Source organism: Mycobacterium sp. DL99 (assembly GCF_004762045.1).
Lineage (GTDB): Bacteria > Actinomycetota > Actinomycetes > Mycobacteriales > Mycobacteriaceae > Mycobacterium.
The window spans coordinates 215341-232612 of sequence record NZ_SJOM01000007.1 but is presented as its reverse complement, the minus strand read 5'-3'; the positions used below and the strand labels follow the sequence as shown (position 1 = coordinate 232612).

Below are 17272 nucleotides of genomic sequence, written 5' to 3'. Positions count from 1 at the left end.
TCACGAGTACTTGTTTATCAGCCCCTGCTTGTAGAGCTTGCCGGTATCGGTGCGGGGCAACTCGGCCTCGAACGAGATCGTCCGCGGGCATTTGTAGTGCGTCAGACGCTCGCGCAGCCAGGAGAGGAGCTCCTCGGCGAATTCCGGGGTGGCGTCGGCCGGGTCCACGGTCTGCACCACGCCCTTGACGCTCTGTCCCATCTCGTCGTCCGGGATGCCGAACACCGCGGCATCCATCACCTTCGGGTGGACGACGAGCATGTTCTCGGCTTCCTGCGGGTAGATGTTCACCCCGCCCGAGATGATCATGTGGTGGCGCCGGTCGGTGAGGTACAGGTAGCCGTCCTCGTCGACATACCCGATGTCCCCCACCGTCTTCCAACCGTGCGAGTCACGCGAGGAGGCGGTCTTCTCGGCGTCGTTGAGGTACTCGAAATCGGCCCCGCCCTCGAAGTAGATCTCGCCGGCCTGACCTGGTGGGACTTCGTTGCCGTCCTCATCGAGGATGTGGACGAGACCGTTCATCGGCTTGCCGACCGAACCCGGGTGGGTCAACCAGTCCTCGGCGAAGATCACCGTGGCACCGATGGCCTCCGAGGACGCGTAGTACTCGTCAACGATCGGCCCCCACCAGTCGATCATCTGCTTCTTGATCTCGACCGGACACGGGGCGGCGGCGTGCATCACGCGTCGCAGGCTGGACATATCGTACGAATTCCGCACGTCCTCAGGGAGTTTCAGCATCCGGGTGAACATCACCGGAACGAACTGGCCCTGGGTGACGCCGTACTTCTGGATCGCGTCGAGCGCGCCTTCGGCGTCGAACCTCTCCAGCACCACCGTGGTGACGCCGGCAGCGTGGGTCTGCATGGACCACACCGAGGGCGCGGTGTGATACAGCGGCGCGGGGCTCAGATACACCGAATCCGGCTGCATCCAGAAGCTCACCAACGCCGACATCATGCCGGGGGTCTCCGACGGCGGCACGTGCGGCAGATCCCGCTTGATGCCCTTGGGCCGGCCCGTCGTGCCCGACGAGTACTGCAGCAGATCCCCGTCCAGCTCGTCATCGATCGGGGTGGCAGGCAGGTCGGCGACAGCTTCCGGGTAACGCTGCCAGCCGTCGAGCTCGCCGTCGGCGATCAGCAGGGTGTCCGGCAGGCCGTTGGGGAGCTCCGCCTCCAGACCGCTCAGGATGTCCTTGAGCACCGCGGAGCCGACGATGGCCTTGGCTCCGCTGTTGTCGATGATGTACGCCGCCTCGGCCGCGGTCAGATGCGTATTGATCGGCACGTAGTACAGGCCGCTGCGGCGCGCGGCCCACATCACGGCGTGGATGTGCTCGTTGTTCTCCATGAGGATCGCGACCACGTCGCCCTCTTCCAGCCCGTGCCGGCGGAAGTAATGGGCCAGGCGATTCGCGCGAGCTTCGAGCTCACCGAACGTGACGACGGTGCCCGACGGATGGAGGATGATCGCCGGCTTCTCGGGGTTGGCCTCGGCATGCTCGCGGATCTGCATGAGGGCACTGTAACCGGCGCCACTTGACAGGTGTCAAGACGGGCGCGGTTACACCCTCCGAAATCGCCGTGAACAGGTGATTGACTACAGAAACACCGAGGCCACCCGCACCACCAATCCCGAGTCCAGCCGCGCCCGCCGGACCTACGATGTCCAAACGCCCAGCGGATCGAGCGTGGGGAGCGCCGATGCGATTCATCGAAGCGCGCTGAGAACGGCGTCGACATGCCAGCAGGCATCGCCACCTTTCTGTTCACCGACATCGAAGGTTCCACCCGACGGTGGGAAGCTGACGCTGACGGCATGCGAGCCGCCCTGGCGGTGCATGACGAGGTGCTGCGCCGCGCGATAGCCGAGCAGGCCGGCACACTTTTCAAGCACACCGGCGACGGCGTCTGTGCGGCGTTCGCCTCGCCGTCCGCCGCCGTCGAAGCGGCGGTGAGCGCACAGCGGGAGCTGGGGCTGCCGGTGCGGATGGGCCTGGCCACCGGGGAAGCCGAACACCGCGACGACGACTATTTCGGCGCCGTCCTCAACCGGGCGTCCCGAATCATGGCGTCCGGGCACGGCGGACAGATCCTGCTCGACGGGGTGACGGCGGGCCTGTTGAGCGGCGTCGACCTGATTTCGTTGGGGTCGAGACGGTTACGCGACATCGCCAAACCCGTTGACCTCTACCAGGTCCACGCCGCGGGCCTGCGCACCGAATTCCCGCCGCTGAACACCACCACTTCCGGACCGGGGAATCTGCGGGCTCCGACCACGAGCCTCATCGGACGCGAGGCTGATCTGACCGAGTTGGACACGGTGCTGAAATCCCATCGCCTGGTGACGTTGACCGGTGTCGGCGGGGTCGGCAAGACCCGGCTGGCACTGGAGGTCGCCTCCCGCTCGCTCGACGCATTTCCGGACGGCGCGTTCGTGATCGAACTGGCCGCGGTCGGTGATCCGACCGCGGTCCCGGACTCGGTCGCGGCCATTCTCGGAATCACCCAGCAAGCCGGGTTGACCGTCACCGAGAGCATTGCCGCGGCCCTCCAAGGACGCTCCCGCATCCTGGTTTTCGACAACTGCGAACACGTCCTGAACGCGGCCGCCGATCTGATCGAGTCGATCCTCGCCCAGTCGTCGGCGGTCACGGTCCTTGCCACCAGCCGCGAAGGGCTGAGGCTCAACGACGAGCAGCTGTGGCCGGTGGCATCGCTGGACATCCGCGACGGCCCGGGTTCCGCGGCCGCGGCACTGTTCATCGATCGAGCTCAGGCGGTCTCGCCCCGCGCCTCATTCGCCTCGCCGGTCGACTCCGCCGCGGTAGTGGAAATCTGCCGTCGCCTGGACGGAATTCCACTGGCGATCGAACTCGCGGCGTCACGCATGGTGTCGATGACGGCTTCCGAGATCCGCGATCGGCTGGACGACCGTTTCCGGCTGCTCGTGGGCTCGCGTCGGGGGCTGGAACGGCACCAGACGCTGAGCCACGCCGTGCAATGGTCCTACGACCTGCTCGACCGCGATGAAAAGTCCGTATTGACAAGGCTTTCGGTGTTCAACGGGGGATTCAACCTGGCTGCGGCGTGCGCCGTCGCCGGCTCCGACGACGAACTGGGGACGCTGGATCTGCTCGACGCCCTCGTCCGGAAGTCGCTCCTGGTGGCAGACCCCACAACATCGCACACTCGCTTCTCGATGCTGGAGACCATCCGTCAATTCGCGGAGGAGCAGCTCGTCGGCTCGGGCGATTCGGAAGCGGTACGCACAGCACACGCACACTACTTCGCGGGCCTGCAGTCCGAAGTGCTCGCGTTGTGGGACAGCCCGAGGCAACGCGAGGCCTACGAATGGTTCTCAACCGAATTGCCCAACCTGCGGACAGCGTTTCGATGGGCCGCCGACAACGGCGATCTCGACGCGGCTGCCGCAGTCGCGGTGAATGCCATCTACTTCGGATATTTCCTCGAACAGTGGGAACCCCTGGCCTGGGTCGAGGAGATCCTCCCGACGGCCCAAGCAGCACACCATCCGAGACTGGCTCAACTCTTCGTGGGCGCCACCAACTGTGCCGCGTTGGGACGCGTCGACGACTTCAACGAGTACGCCGAAGCCAGCCGGGCGGCGATCGGCAGCGGAGAATTCGACGATGTCGGCGACGAGTTCTCGTGCGTGGTGGCCGCCGGATACAACACGACGGGCCGGCCCGACCGGGCAATCGAGTGGTGCCGGGCAACGATCGCTCGCCTACCCCAGCGCCACACCGCCAACCAGACCGTCCTGGCGGTGACATTGGCTGTCTGCGGAGCCACCGCGGAAGCGATGAACGAGTCGGCGCGGCTGCCCACCGACGCCGAGAGCCTCGCCAACCCCGCCCTGGCGGGTGCCGCGCTGCTCGGGTACGGCTGGGCCCGCCGGGAGACTGAGCCCGCAGTTGCCTACCAGGCCCTCCGCCGAGGGTGGCAGCTCGCCCAGGAAAGCGGCGATCGACAGCAGACATCGATCTTCGCCTGCCTGCTGGCCGGGCTCGCCGCCGACCGCGGCCAGCTGACTGATGCTTTCGACTACATCACCCAAGCCATCCGGCACTACTACGACTCCGGCACCGTCGAACTGATGCGCAACGCACTGGGACTGCTCACCGCACTGCTCGACCGGCTCGGCGGACACCAACCGGCAGCCACCATCAGCGGCTTCGCCTCGACCGCGATGGCGCGCGCGGGCTTCCCCGAGATCGACGCCGCCATCGCGGATCTGAAAGAAGTTCTCGGTGAAGACCGCTACCGGTCACTTGCGTCGGCCGGCGCAAGCATGACCACCACCGAGGTTGCCGACTACGCATTCGAACAGATCGGCCGGGCCCGGTCCGAATTGGGCACCGCGGGGTAACCCCCAGTCAGTCCGCACCGATCCCACGCAGCAGCAACATCAGGCTGGTGCAGGCGTCGTCGAGGGGCTGCAGCGACCTCGCGCTGCGGCACTGGATGATGGCACCTTCCAGTGAGCTGACGATGAAGCTGCCGAGGGAGGCCGCAGTGGTGGCGTCAACACCCTTGGATTCGATCGACTCCGCGATCACCCGGGACCAATCAGCAAACACCGCGGCCGAGGCCTCCCGCACCACGAGCGCATCCGGACCGGCCTGCGCGGCCGCCACGATGGGACACCCCCCAGTGAAGTCACTGTCGATCAGGTTCTGCTTCCACCCGGCGACAAAGGCGCCGATGACGTCCTCGGCAGGCAAGGTCTGTGTCAGTTCTTGGATCCTGGCGGTGATGATCCGTCCGGCCTCCAGCGTGGCCTGTTCCATCAGTTCAGTTTTTCCGGTTGGAAAGTGCTGGTAGATCGACCCGCGAGCGGTGTTGCTGCGTTCCAGCAGATCGCTGAGACCCGTCGCGTGTACCCCGTACTCACGCATCAGCTCGATGGCGCTCTGAATGAGACGCTCGCGCGGGCCTGCCACCGCCGCCACCCTCTCCATTTCCGAAATAGACCAGTTGGTCCATCCTAGTCGACCACTCATAGACCGATTGGTCTACGATGCCCGAATGCACAATCTGGCGGTCTTCGGCAAACTCTCCAGGGTCTGCGCGAAGCATGCGTGGTTGATTCTCGGGGCGTGGCTGGCCCTGGCCGGCGTACTCAACCTGGCCATCCCCCAGCTGGAACGCACGGTGGCCGAGCACTCCGCGCCGTTCACTCCGGAAAGCCCGACCACCGAGACCCTGCGGCAGATGTCGCGCGACTTCGGCGTCCCCGATACCACCGCCGTCGGCAGCATCGTGGTGTCCAGCGACCGCGTCCTCAACCCGGCCGACACCGCGTACTACCGCGATCTGGTATCGCGGTTGGTGGCAGACAAGGACGACGTCGCGTATGTGCTCGACACTTACGGGACGCCGGGGCTCGAGGGAATCGGCCTGAGCCCCGACGGGAAAGCCATCCACCTGATCGTCGCCACCACCGGCGACGTCGGCTCCACCCGTGCGCACCGGTCCACCGAGAACGTCCGCGCCGCAGTCGATGCACTCCCCCGCCCATCGGGGCTCGATGTGCATTTCACCGGGGCCGCACCGACTCTGTCGGATCTGTTCTCCGCCATCGACACCTCGCTGGCCATCATCACGGTGGTCTCGGTGGTTCTGATCACGCTGCTGCTGCTCGCTGTCTACCGGTCGCTGATCACTTCGATGATTCCCCTTCTCACCGTGGGTATTTCGCTGGCGGTCGCGCGGCCGGTCATCTCCCTGCTTGGCGGCCATGATCTGCTGACCGTCTCGAACTTCACCATCGCCCTGGTGACCGCGATGGTGCTGGGAGCGGGGACCGACTACGGCATCTTCCTGCTGGCCAACTATCACGAGGGCAGACGCCGCGGGCTGGCCGTCGACGACGCGGTTGCCCGGTCCGGTGCGCACACCGCGGGTATCGTCATCGCCTCCGCGCTGACCATCGCCGGTGCCGGAATGGCCATGGTATTCACCAAGATCGGGATGTTCCGCACCGCGGGACCTCCGATCGCCCTGTCGATCGCGATAACCATGGCAGTCAGCCTGACGCTGACCCCCGCGATCATGGCGCTGTGGGGGCGGCGCGGATACGCCGAGCCCCGCCCGCTCGATGAACGACGCTGGCGCAAGCGCGGCGCCGCCATCATCCGTCGTGCACCGGCGCTCGTCGCGGCGTCCTTGGCGTTTCTCATCGCCATGAGCTCAGTGCTGTTCACCTTCGAACCGAACATCGACGAGAACGCGATGCAACTGCGCGCCACCGACAGCAAGCGCGGATACGAGGCCGTCTACCGCCATTGGGGCGTCAACGAGGCGGCTCCGGAGTTCATCACCATCCGGACCGACCACGACATGCGCAACACCAACGACCTGGCCGCCCTGGATCTGATCGCCATGTCGATCGGCAACCTTCCGCAGGTGGCCTACGTTCGGTCGATCACCCGGCCCGAGGGAAAACCGCTGCCCGAGACGGCCATCGGCTCGCAGACCGCGCAGGTCGGCGCCGGCCTGGCCGATGCCCACGACCGCGTCGAAGAGGCCATCCCGCAGCTGAAACGCCTCGCCTCCGGCGTGACCCAACTGCACGACGGATCAGCGGATGCGGCCGCCAGGCTCCCCGAACTCACCGACGGCGCCCGGTCCCTCGTCGACTTGGCGCGCAACCTGCTCGGCACGCTGGAATCCGCCGATCGGGTGGTCGGCAACCTCTCCGGCGGGTCACTGGACGTGGTGACCGCCGTGCGCAGCATCTCCAACGCCACCGATTCCCTGGATCGGGTGGTCGACGACATCGACTCCGCCCGAGAGCGATTGGCGGCTCCCACGGCCGCATTGCACGCTGTGTTCGATCCGCTCACCGGGCCGGAGCCGTCGGCCGCCTGCGCGGCAGACAGCTCATGCCTGCGCGCCAGGCAGGCCTTCGCCGACCTCAACGCGGCCACCGGCGGACGCGCCCAGCTGGCAATCGACGGATTGACCCTCGTCGCGCCCCTGGTCCCCGAAGGACCGGTGACCACGGCTCTGGACACGCTGCCCGACCTACGGGCGGCGATCAAGAAGCTGCGGGCCATGCTCGATCAACTCGGCACCCGCACCCCCGAGCAGACCCGTCAGGAACTGAGCCGGCTGTTGTCCGGGATCAATGAACTCACAACAGGTTTGGGCCGTCTGACCGCGGGCCTGGGCCAGGTCAAGACCGGTACCGACACCATGGTCACACTGACCACCGAACTCAGTGCGGGGCTGTCACGCGCCTCGGACTTCCTGCATCGGATGTCGGCCGACACCAGCACCGGCGCGGGGCGGGGCTTCTATCTGCCAGAGGAGGGCCGCACCGACCGCCGCCTCACCGCCGGTGAGCAATTGCTCATCTCCCCGGACGGTCGCAGTGCACGCATGATGGTGGTCTGGGCGGTGAATCCGTATGGCGCCGAGGCGATGGGCGCGGTACCCGACGTCATCGCCGCGGCGAACAATGCCGCGACGGGAACCGTGCTGGAACATGCCCAGATCGAATCAACCGGCCTGGCCTCGCTGTCCCAACGTCATGTCGACCAAACCTGGCGTGATTTCGCACTTTTCGGCGTCGTCGCGGTAGCGGCCGTGCTCCTGGTGCTGATCGTGATGCTCCGCAGCCTGGTGGCCCCGGTCCTGATGATCGCCGCGGTGGTGCTGTCCTTCGGAGCCGCGGCAGGGATGTCCACCCTGATCTGGCAACACCTGATCGGCATCAGCCTGGACTGGTCGGTGTTCCCCGTGTCGTTCATGGCACTGGTCGCGGTCGGCGCCGACTACAGCATGCTGTTCGCCGCCCGCATCCGCGAGGAATCCCACAGTGGAGTGATCAGCGGCATCATCCGCGGATTCGGCAGCACCGGCAGCGTGATCACCACCGCCGGAGTGGTTTTCGCGATCACCATGTTCGCGTTGACGAGTGGGACGGTGCTCAACTTGGTGCAGATCGGATCCACGATCGGCATCGGGTTGCTCCTCGACATCACGGTGGTGCGCACCTATCTGGTTCCCGCTGCGATGAGCCTGCTGGGCGAGCGCATGTGGTGGCCCTCCCGCGAGACGGCACGCGCGTAACGCTACGGCGGAGATTCGTGCCGAAAATCGCCACAGCGTTACATACGTGATGCGCAACGCTTTCACACAAAAACGCGCACCCTCGTGAAATCACGAGGGTGCGCGTAATGCTGAAAACTAGGACTCTTCGGCCAGGCGGTGCTTGAGGGCGTCGAACTCGTCCTTGATGCCGGTGGGCAGCTTCTCACCGACGAACTCGAACCACTCCTCGATCAGCGGGAGCTCGGCCCGCCACTCCTCGGTGTTGACGGCCAGCGCCTCGTCCACGTCGGCCGGATCCACATCGAGCCCGGACAGGTCCAGATCGGCGGCCGTCGGCACGATGCCGATCGGGGTGCTCTTACCGTCGGCCTTGTGCTCGATGCGCTCGATGGCCCACTTCAGCACGCGGCTGTTCTCGCCGAAGCCCGGCCACAGGAAGCGGCCGTCGTCGCCGCGGCGGAACCAGTTGACGAAGAACACCGCAGGCAGCTTCGACTCGTCGGCGTTCTTGCCGATGTTGATCCAGTGCTGGAAGTAGTCACCGACGTTGTAGCCCAGGAACGGCAGCATGGCCATAGGGTCGCGGCGCACTGTACCGACCTTGCCCTCGGCGGCGGCGGTCTGCTCGGAGCCGAGAGTGGCGCCGATGAACACACCGTGCTGCCAATCGCGGGCCTGGGTCACCAGCGGGACCGTGGTCTTGCGACGGCCGCCGAACAGGATCGCCGAGATCGGCACGCCCTGCGGGTCGTCCCACTCCGGCGCCAGCGTCGGGCACTGCGAGATCGGGGTGCAGTAGCGCGAGTTCGGGTGCGCGGCCTTGGATTCCGTCTCGCGCAGGAACCAGTCGTTGCCCTTCCAGTCGATCAGGTGGTCGGGTTCGCCCTCCAGGCCTTCCCACCACACGTCGTTGTCGTCGGTCTTGGCCACATTGGTGAAGACGGTGTTGCCTGCGGCGATGGTCTTCATCGCGTTGGGGTTGGAATCCCAGTTGGTGCCGGGTGCGACGCCGAAGAAACCGAACTCGGGGTTGACGGCATACAGGCGGCCGTCCTTGCCGAACCGCATCCAGGCGATGTCGTCACCGACGGTCTCGGCACGCCAGCCGGGGATGGTCGGCTGCAGCATCGCGAGGTTGGTCTTGCCGCAGGCCGACGGGAATGCCGCGGCGACGAAGTAGGCCTTGTTCTCCGGGGAGATCAGCTTGACGATCAGCATGTGTTCGGCGAGCCAGCCCTCGTCATGGGCCATCGCCGAGGCGATCCGCAGCGAGTAGCACTTCTTACCCAGCAGAGCGTTGCCGCCGTAGCCCGAGCCGAAGCTCCAGATCTCACGGGTCTCCGGGAAGTGGGTGATGTACTTGGTGTCGTTGCACGGCCACGGCACGTCCTTCTGGCCGGGCTCCAGCGGCGCACCGATCGAGTGCAGCGCCTTGACGAAGAAGCCGTCGTCGCCGATCTTGTCGAGCGCGGCCTGACCCATCCGGGTCATCGTGCGCATCGAGACCACGACGTACTCGGAGTCGGTGATCTCCACACCGAGCTTGGGATCCTCCGCGTCCAGCGGACCCATGCAGAACGGCACCACCCACATGGTGCGGCCGCGCATCGAGCCGCGGTACAGGTCGCTCATGAGCCCGCGCATCTTGGCGGGTTCCATCCAGTTGTTGGTGGGGCCGGCGTCGATCTCACGCTCGGAGCAGATGAAGGTGCGAGACTCGACGCGGGCGACGTCGGACGGATCGGAGAGCGCCAGGTACGAGTTCGGCTGCTTCTCGTCGTTCAGCTTCTGGAAGGTACCCGCCTCGACCAGGTGAGCGGCCAGCCGGTCATACTCCTCAGCGGACCCGTCGGCGAAGACCACCCGATCCGGTTGAGTCAGCTCTGCGACCTCCTGGACCCAGGCCAGCAGACCCTGATGTTTCGTCGGTGCGGTGTCCAGACCCGGAATGGTCGCTGAGGTCATCAAATTCTCCTGCGTAGGTTTGTGGAACCCAAGCCACGTCACGACGCGGTCACGGCTACCCCTTGGGTAGAGGTTAACTCGGGTGACATACCCACGGTGAACCAGTGGTATGTCCGATCACTCACAGGAACGATTCAGATCAACGTTATCAGGTGGTTACTCGCCAGTAGCGTCGCTGTTGCCGTACAGATCCGCCCGCACGGCGTTCAGCGCCCGCTGTAACGGCGGGATCCGTCGGTCTCTCTGGGCCGCCGCCCGCGCGGTCGCGATGGCATGTTCACGCAGTTCGGCGTCCATCGCGGCGGTCTTCTCGGCCACCGCGGCCGCCTCGGTTTCCTCACGGGCCGCCAGCTCGGTGGTGAGCGCAGTCTCCGCGGCCAGGACCCGCTTCGCGACGAGCTCTTCGACCGCCGAACGGAGGGTGGTGGTGATCTCGCCGACCCAGCGATCCAGCACCGCCCGGTCGTGCAACAACCCACGGGTGCCGACCACCCAGATCGCCAGCAGCAGGCCCACCACCGCCCCGACCACCAGGCCGGCCACGGCCAGTCGCGGGGCCGCACCCACCAGTACCCGGCTGACCGCCACCGCCACACCCAGCCCGAAGCCGGCGCCCAGGACGAGCATCAGCCGGGTCTCGAGGGTCCGGGATTTCAGCTGGGGCGACGGCAGGTCGGGGACCCGCGCCGGGGCGGGCGATTCAGGTTCCGTCAACTCAAGTTCGTCCGCCATTCCGCGCAGGTGGGCGGTGACGCCCTCGTCGACCTCACCGACGACCTCGTGCGCGCGTTGCCGCGCGTAGTCCTCGAACGTCTCGATCCGGCGCCGGCCGATGCCCGCGACATCCTCCTGCAATTCGGTGCGCACCGAGTTACACCGGTTGCGGGCGAAATAGCCGAGCTGAACCCTGGCCTGCTGCAATTGACTGCGCAACGCGATGCTGCGCTCGGTACGGGTCAGCCTGCGGGCCCTGGCCACCTCGGCGCGACGCTCCCGCAACACGTCGACGCGGGCCTGGCGGTCGGCGCCGGACCCGTCGGCCTCATACCGGAGGATGACCGCTTCCAGTCGAGTTTCCCAGGCGCGCAACCTGTTCCGGCGCGCGATATCGGGATCGGCGAGCTGGCCGGCGAGCAGTTCGACGAGCTCATCGAGCTGCGGCTCACCGAGATCGGGCGCCGCCGCCACCCCCACCCAGGGCATGCGTTCGTAGCGCGCGTCGCGCTCGCCCAGGATTTCCGCATCGGCGTCGCGCACATCGCGCCAGTCGCGGTACGCATCGATCTTGGACACCACGCCGATCACCAGATCGGTGTATCGCGACGCCAAATCGACCAGGGCACAATCTGATTCAGTAACCGGGGCGGCTGCCGAAACCACGAACACCACAGCCGCCGGCGCCTCGCCGGCCACCAATTCAGTGGATTCCACGAAAGTCGTCTGCGGCATCCGCTCCCGCAGTGCCGCCATCACGCTCGTCGATCCGGCCAGCCACGGACCGGCCACCAGCACCGCATCGCGGGTTTCCACCCCCGGCGAGTTCAGGCCCGGGTCGATCGCGGCCACCACGGCGTCCGCCTCGGCGATTTTTGCTCCTCGCGTGCCCGCCGCCGCCTGATCCCGGGCCGTATCCACGTCGGTCACCGTCGGCTACCCGTCGCACCCAGCAGTCGCAGGGAACCTCGCACGATGTCGTCACCGCACCGTCGATGCAGGGCATTCACCGGACCGTCGCGGTATTGCCGCCAGCGGCGGGCGCGACAGAGATGGGCATTGTGATCGTCACCGGGGCCCACCGTCAGCCCTTCGGCCTGCACGACGTCGACGGCGGCGGCCATCACCGCGATCACCGTGTCATCGGCGGCCAGGAAACGCCCCACCGCCGGGCCGCCGACCGCACGCAGCTCAGCCAGTGCCGACCGCACCCGCCGGTACCGGACCGACGCGGCCGCCGCATCGATGGCCGCCAGCACCCGGTCCACCTCGCTGAGCCGTCGCCACAGCCCCGGCAAGGTCTCGGCGTCGACGCCGCGGCTCAACGCCAGCGTGGTGTGGGCGATCCCGAACCGGTCAAGACGTTCCAGCAGCTCGGTACGCACCTCACGCTGCACCCGGTGCGAACCGGCAACGAAGCCGTCGGCCGAGGTCAGGTCGGCAGGCTCGCGGGTCAGCAGCCGCAGCGCATCGAGCAGGTGCGGCCCGGGCGCCCGGGCCACCGCCAGCAGTGCCACCATCGGCACGACCGGCACCCCGGCCGGGTTCTGCAGGCGCTGTGCCCTTCGGTGTGCGGTCGCGACCGGGCCATCCGGCCCCGACCCGGCCAGATCAGCCTTGTTGAGCACCACGACCGTCGGCCGGCCCGCCCGGCGCAGCTCCTCGAGCAGGGCCTCGTCCTCGGGTTTGAGCACCTCGGCGATCACCAGCACCGTGACGTCACCGGCCGCACCGGTCTCGAGGCCCGCACCCGCCAGAGCGGCAGTCACCGTGCTCACCCCCACGCCGCGACGCCCGCGCACATCCACACATAGCGGAGCCGACACCCGCGCACAGATCTCCGCCAACCGCGCATCGCCGTCACGGTCGGCAAAGCGTGCGAGCTCGTCTGCGAAAATCTGGCAGCCTTCCCTACGTGGTCACCGGCGCATCCGGGTGCCCCACGAAAAATCGTGACACGGGCCGCGGGCGCGCGCGAACAGAGGTTTACGCCTTAACAGTAGGAGGCAACTGTTGGGTATCAATCTCTACCACGATGCGAGCACATCGCCGCCGATAAGAGACCATGGACGGATGCACCCGTCCAGGTCCGATGTCGGTGGGCCGGCGCCGGCAGATGAAGCGGCCGACGTGCCGCCCGCCCAGCCGCACCGTTTTCCCCGGGTGACCAGCTTCCGTACCCGGCGGTCGACGCTGTCGCCCGCCCAGCAACAGACCTGGAATCGGCTGTGGCCTGAGCTGGGCATCCAAGCCCGTGACGAGGATTCGCAACCCGTCGTCGACGTTGACACCGCGGCGTGGTTCGGCCGCTCGGCCCCGCTGATCCTGGAGATCGGCTCAGGCACCGGCACCTCAACGCTTGCCATGGCCCAGGCCGAACCCGATCTCGACGTGATCGCGGTGGAGGTCTACCGCAAGGGTCTGGCCCAACTGCTCAGCGCGATCGACCGCTCCGGAGAAACCTCATCCCCCGTCACCAACATCCGCATGGTCCGCGGGGACGGCGTCGACGTGCTGGAGCACATGTTCGGCACCGGGACCCTGACCGGGGTGCGGGTGTTCTTCCCGGATCCCTGGCCCAAGGCCCGTCACCACAAGCGCCGTCTGCTGCAGCCGGCCACGGTGGCCCTGATCGCCGATCGGCTGCGGCCCGGCGGAATCCTGCATGCGGCCACCGACCACGCCGGGTATGCCGAGCACATTGCCGAGGTCGGTGACGCCGAACCACTGTTGCGCCGGGTCGACATAGGGGCCACACACCTGCCGATATCGGTCGAACGCCCGGTCACCAAGTACGAGCGCAAAGCCCTGGCCGGTCCCGACGTCACCGAGCTGGTCTGGGAGAAACGGCCATGAGTGTGACCGAAGACATGCAGAACGAGTCCGCGCAGGTGGAGGCGGGTGCCACTGCCACCCCCGCGCGCCGCGTATTGCTCGTGTGGGACGCCCCCAATCTGGACATGGGACTGGGCGCGATCCTCGGCGGCCGCCCGACCGCCGCGCACCGTCCACGGTTCGACGCTCTGGGCCGGTGGCTGCTGGGGTACACATCAGATCTGGTCTCCGAAGCCGGCGATGACGAGGATGTATCGCTGGAGCCGGAGGCCACCGTCTTCACCAACATCGCCCCAGGTAGCGCCGATGTGGTGCGCCCGTGGGTGGAGGCGTTGCGTAACGTGGGTTTCGCCGTCTTCGCCAAGCCGAAGATCGACGATGACAGCGATGTCGACAGCGACATGCTCGAGCACATCGCCCTGCGTCGCAGAGAAGGACTGGCAGCGGTCCTCGTGGCCTCGGCTGACGGGCAAGCGTTCCGCCAGCCCCTGGAAGAAATCGCCCGTGCAGGCACCCCCGTGCAGGTGCTCGGATTTCGCGAACATGCGAGCTGGGCGTTAGCGTCGGATACCTTGGAGTTTGTCGATCTGGAGGACATTCCTGGTGTGTTCCGGGAACCGTTGCCACGGATCGGACTGGACTCGCTGCCCGAGCAGGGAGCATGGCTGCAGCCGTTCCGGCCGCTGTCATCGCTACTAACCGCACGTGCGTAACAACTGAAGACCTACGTCCAGTCCGTGCGCGGGTCACCACAAGTTTTAAAGCGAAATATTGAAGCGTTAGGAGCCTAAGTGTTCGCCTGGTGGGGTCGAACGGTGTACCAGTTGAGGTACATCGTCATCGGTGTCATGGTGGCGCTGTGCCTAGGTGGCGGCCTCTATGGCGCCAGTCTCGGAGAGCACGTCACTCAGAGTGGTTTCTACGACGAGGGCAGCCAGTCGGTCCAGGCGTCGCTGTTGGGCGACGAGGTTTACGGCCGTGACCGGACCAGCCATATCGTCGCCATCCTGACGCCGCCGGATGACAAGAAGGTCACCGACAAGGCGTGGCAGAAGAAGGTCACTGCGGAACTGGACCAGGTGGTCAAGGATCACCCGGACCAGATAGTCGGTTGGGTGGGTTGGCTCAAAGCCCCCGACACCACCGACGAACTCGTCAACCAGATGAAGACGCAGGACCTGAAGCACACCTTCATCAGCGTGCCGCTCAAGGGCGACGACGACGACACGATTCTGAAGAATTACCAAGTCATCGAGCCTGACCTTCGGAAGGTCAACGACGGCGACATCAAACTGGCCGGGCTGAACCCACTGGCCAGCGAGTTGACCGGCACGATCGGCACCGACCAGAAACGCGCCGAGCTGGCAATTGTGCCATTGGTCGCCGTGGTGCTGTTCTTTGTGTTCGGCGGAGCGGTCGCTGCGGCCCTGCCCGCCATCATCGGTGGCCTGACGATCGCCGGCGCTCTGGGCATCCTGAGACTCACCGCCGAGTTCGGGCCCGTGCACTTCTTCGCCCAGCCGGTGGTGACGATGATGGGCTTCGGCATCGCCATCGACTACGGCCTGTTCATCGTCAGCCGGTTCCGAGAGGAGCTGGCCGAGGGCTATGACACCGAGGCCGCGGTACGAAGATCGGTGATGACGTCGGGACGAACCGTCGCGTTCTCCTCGGTGATCATCGTGGCGTCCTCGCTGCCGCTGCTGCTGATCCCGCTCGGCTTCCTGAAATCGATCACCTACGCCATCATCGCCTCAGTACTGCTGGCGGCATTCCTGTCGATCACCGTGCTGCCCGCAGTGCTGGCCATCCTGGGACCCAGAGTCGACGCACTGGGTGTGACGACATTGCTGAAGGTGCCGTTCCTGGCCAACTGGCCGTTCTCCCGGAAGATCATCGACTGGTTCGCCGAGAAGACCCAGAAGACGAAAACCCGCGAAGAAGTCGAACAGGGCTTCTGGGGCAAGCTCGTCAACGTCGTGATGAAGCGGCCCATCGCCTTCGCCACCCCGATCCTGGTCGTGATGACCCTCCTCGTCATCCCGCTCGGCCAGCTCGCGCTTGGCGGTATGAGCGAGAAGTACCTGCCGCCGGACAACTCGGTGCGCATGGCCCAGGAGGAGTTCGACAAACTCTTCTCCAGTTTCCGGACCGAGCCGCTGACCATGGTCATCCAAAGTGACGACGGCAAACCGGTCACCGACCAGCAGCTCGCCGAGCTACGTTCCAAGGCCGCGACGGTCTCCGGCTTCACCGACGCCGACAACCCGTCCAAGATGTGGCAGGAACGCAACGCACAGGAAAGCGGAACCAAGGATCCGTCGGTGCGCAGTATCCAGAACGGCCTGGTCAACAGCAGCGACGCACCCGCGAAGATCAACGAACTGCGAGCCCTGCCCGCACCCCACGGCACTCAGGTCTACGTGGGCGGCACGCCGGCTCTGGCGCAGGACAGTATTCAGAGCCTGTTCGACAACCTGCCGCTGCTGGCGGTGATCCTGGTCCTCACCACGACGGTGCTGATGTTCCTGGCGTTCGGATCCATCGTGCTGCCGATCAAGGCCGCCCTCATGAGCGCACTGACACTCGGGTCCACGATGGGCATCCTGACCTGGATGTTCGTCGAAGGTGGTCATGGATCCGGGCTGCTCAACTACACCCCGCAACCACTGATGGCACCGATGATCGGGTTGATCATCGCAGTGATCTGGGGTCTGTCCACCGACTACGAGGTCTTTCTCGTATCCCGCATGGTGGAGGCCCGGGAACGCGGCATGTCCACCGCGGAGGCCATCCGGATCGGTACCGCGACCACCGGCCGCCTGATCACCGGTGCGGCCCTGGTGCTGGCAGTGGTGGTCGGTGCATTCGCCTTCTCCGACCTGGTGATGATGAAGTACCTGGCCTTCGGTCTGCTCATCGCTCTGCTGTTGGACGCCACGGTCATCCGTATGTTCCTGGTGCCCGCCATCATGAAGCTGCTCGGTGACGATTGCTGGTGGGCTCCGCACTGGATGAAACGCGTCCAGGAGAAGCTCGGCCTCGGTGAGACCGAACTGCCCGACGAGCGCAAGCGTCCGATGGCTCAGGAGTCCGGCGAGGACCCACGCGCCCTGGCCGGCGTCGGCGCCCTGCCGGCACCGCGGCCGCACGATCCGACCCATCCCGCGGCCGAGCCCATGCGCCCGCAGATGCCGCGGACCAATGCGCCCTCGGCCGCAGGTACCGCGCGGATCAACCCGCCCCAGGCCCAACCCCAGGCCCAGGCCCACCAGCAGCCCAATCAAGAACCGGCCACCACCAAGTTCGCGATGGCGCGCAACGCCGTGCGCAACGCGGTGAACACGGCGGTCAACACGGTCAACACCGCGGCGGGTAACACCAGCGCCGGCACCGAGCGCACGCCGCAGCCGACCGGACGGTGAGAGCGCACCGACGACGGCGTTCGGCGCACAGCGGCCGGGGCCGGTGCCGGGTCCGAATCCGCGCCAGCGTGATCAGGACCCGTCGACCCAGAAGTTCGACCGCCGCGACGACGAACCCCCTCGTCGCGGCGGCGGGATGAGCGCGCAGGATCTGCTGCGTCGCGAGGGCCGGCTGTAAGAACTCGCCGATCGAATGTCGGCTTGTGCTCGATGATTCGCTGGAATCTCGACGACAAGCCGACA

Annotated in this window: 9 protein-coding genes and 1 pseudogene; 5 read left to right on the top strand and 5 right to left on the bottom strand. The window is 66.4% G+C overall.

Features of this window, described 5'->3' with window-relative positions; genetic code table 11:
- Complete coding sequence (fadD4, locus tag EYZ64_RS01280) at positions 1 to 1521, bottom strand: fatty-acid--CoA ligase FadD4 (protein WP_135451526.1); 1521 nt, start codon at positions 1519 to 1521, stop codon at positions 1 to 3.
- A gap of 225 nt (positions 1522 to 1746) precedes the next feature.
- Here fadD4 and EYZ64_RS01275 point away from each other — a divergent pair, with 225 nt between their 5' ends.
- A complete protein-coding gene (locus EYZ64_RS01275; protein ID WP_135451525.1) occupies positions 1747 to 4398 on the top strand; it encodes an ATP-binding protein in 2652 nt (883 codons plus the stop codon).
- A 7-nt stretch (positions 4399 to 4405) separates the two neighbouring features.
- On the opposite strand, the gene EYZ64_RS01270 is transcribed toward EYZ64_RS01275, so the two are convergent.
- Complete coding sequence (locus EYZ64_RS01270; protein ID WP_286174543.1) at positions 4406 to 4972, bottom strand: TetR/AcrR family transcriptional regulator; 567 nt, start codon at positions 4970 to 4972, stop codon at positions 4406 to 4408.
- 85 nt (positions 4973 to 5057) lie between these two features.
- Here EYZ64_RS01270 and EYZ64_RS01265 point away from each other — a divergent pair, with 85 nt between their 5' ends.
- Entirely contained in the window at positions 5058 to 8108 is a 3051-nt protein-coding gene (locus EYZ64_RS01265) for an MMPL family transporter (protein WP_135451523.1), read from the top strand.
- Between the two features lie 117 nt (positions 8109 to 8225).
- On the opposite strand, the gene EYZ64_RS01260 is transcribed toward EYZ64_RS01265, so the two are convergent.
- The 3 genes from EYZ64_RS01260 to EYZ64_RS01250 form a co-directional block, all read right to left on the bottom strand.
- A complete protein-coding gene (locus EYZ64_RS01260; protein WP_135451522.1) occupies positions 8226 to 10055 on the bottom strand; it encodes a phosphoenolpyruvate carboxykinase (GTP) in 1830 nt (609 codons plus the stop codon).
- Between the two features lie 156 nt (positions 10056 to 10211).
- Positions 10212 to 11699 (bottom strand): hypothetical protein, encoded by a 1488-nt coding sequence (locus EYZ64_RS01255; RefSeq protein ID WP_502702920.1) that lies wholly within the window; start codon positions 11697 to 11699, stop codon positions 10212 to 10214.
- Complete coding sequence (locus tag EYZ64_RS01250; RefSeq protein WP_353653656.1) at positions 11696 to 12538, bottom strand: P-loop NTPase family protein; 843 nt, start codon at positions 12536 to 12538, stop codon at positions 11696 to 11698. Before EYZ64_RS01250 ends, EYZ64_RS01255 begins: the two co-directional genes overlap by 4 nt.
- A 286-nt stretch (positions 12539 to 12824) precedes the next feature.
- Between EYZ64_RS01250 and trmB the strand changes: the two genes are divergently transcribed.
- From trmB to mmpL3, 3 genes and pseudogenes are all read left to right on the top strand, one after another.
- Complete coding sequence (trmB, locus tag EYZ64_RS01245) at positions 12825 to 13625, top strand: tRNA (guanosine(46)-N7)-methyltransferase TrmB (protein WP_167858062.1); 801 nt, start codon at positions 12825 to 12827, stop codon at positions 13623 to 13625.
- Entirely contained in the window at positions 13622 to 14317 is a 696-nt protein-coding gene (locus tag EYZ64_RS01240) for an NYN domain-containing protein (RefSeq protein WP_135451519.1), read from the top strand. Before trmB ends, EYZ64_RS01240 begins: the two co-directional genes overlap by 4 nt.
- Positions 14318 to 14395: 78 nt before the next feature.
- A pseudogene (gene mmpL3, locus EYZ64_RS01235) lies at positions 14396 to 17207 on the top strand (trehalose monomycolate exporter MmpL3).
- Positions 17208 to 17272 lie beyond the last annotated feature (65 nt).

Excerpts from the sequence above, each read along its gene's own strand:
- fadD4 (WP_135451526.1), bottom strand. The coding sequence starts at position 1,521 with ATGCAGATCCGCGAGCATGCCGAGGCCAACCCCGAGAAGCCGGCGATC.
- EYZ64_RS01275 (WP_135451525.1), top strand. The coding sequence starts at position 1,747 with ATGCCAGCAGGCATCGCCACCTTTCTGTTCACCGACATCGAAGGTTCC.
- EYZ64_RS01265 (WP_135451523.1), top strand. The coding sequence starts at position 5,058 with ATGCACAATCTGGCGGTCTTCGGCAAACTCTCCAGGGTCTGCGCGAAG.
- EYZ64_RS01260 (WP_135451522.1), bottom strand. The coding sequence starts at position 10,055 with ATGACCTCAGCGACCATTCCGGGTCTGGACACCGCACCGACGAAACAT.
- EYZ64_RS01240 (WP_135451519.1), top strand. The coding sequence starts at position 13,622 with ATGAGTGTGACCGAAGACATGCAGAACGAGTCCGCGCAGGTGGAGGCG.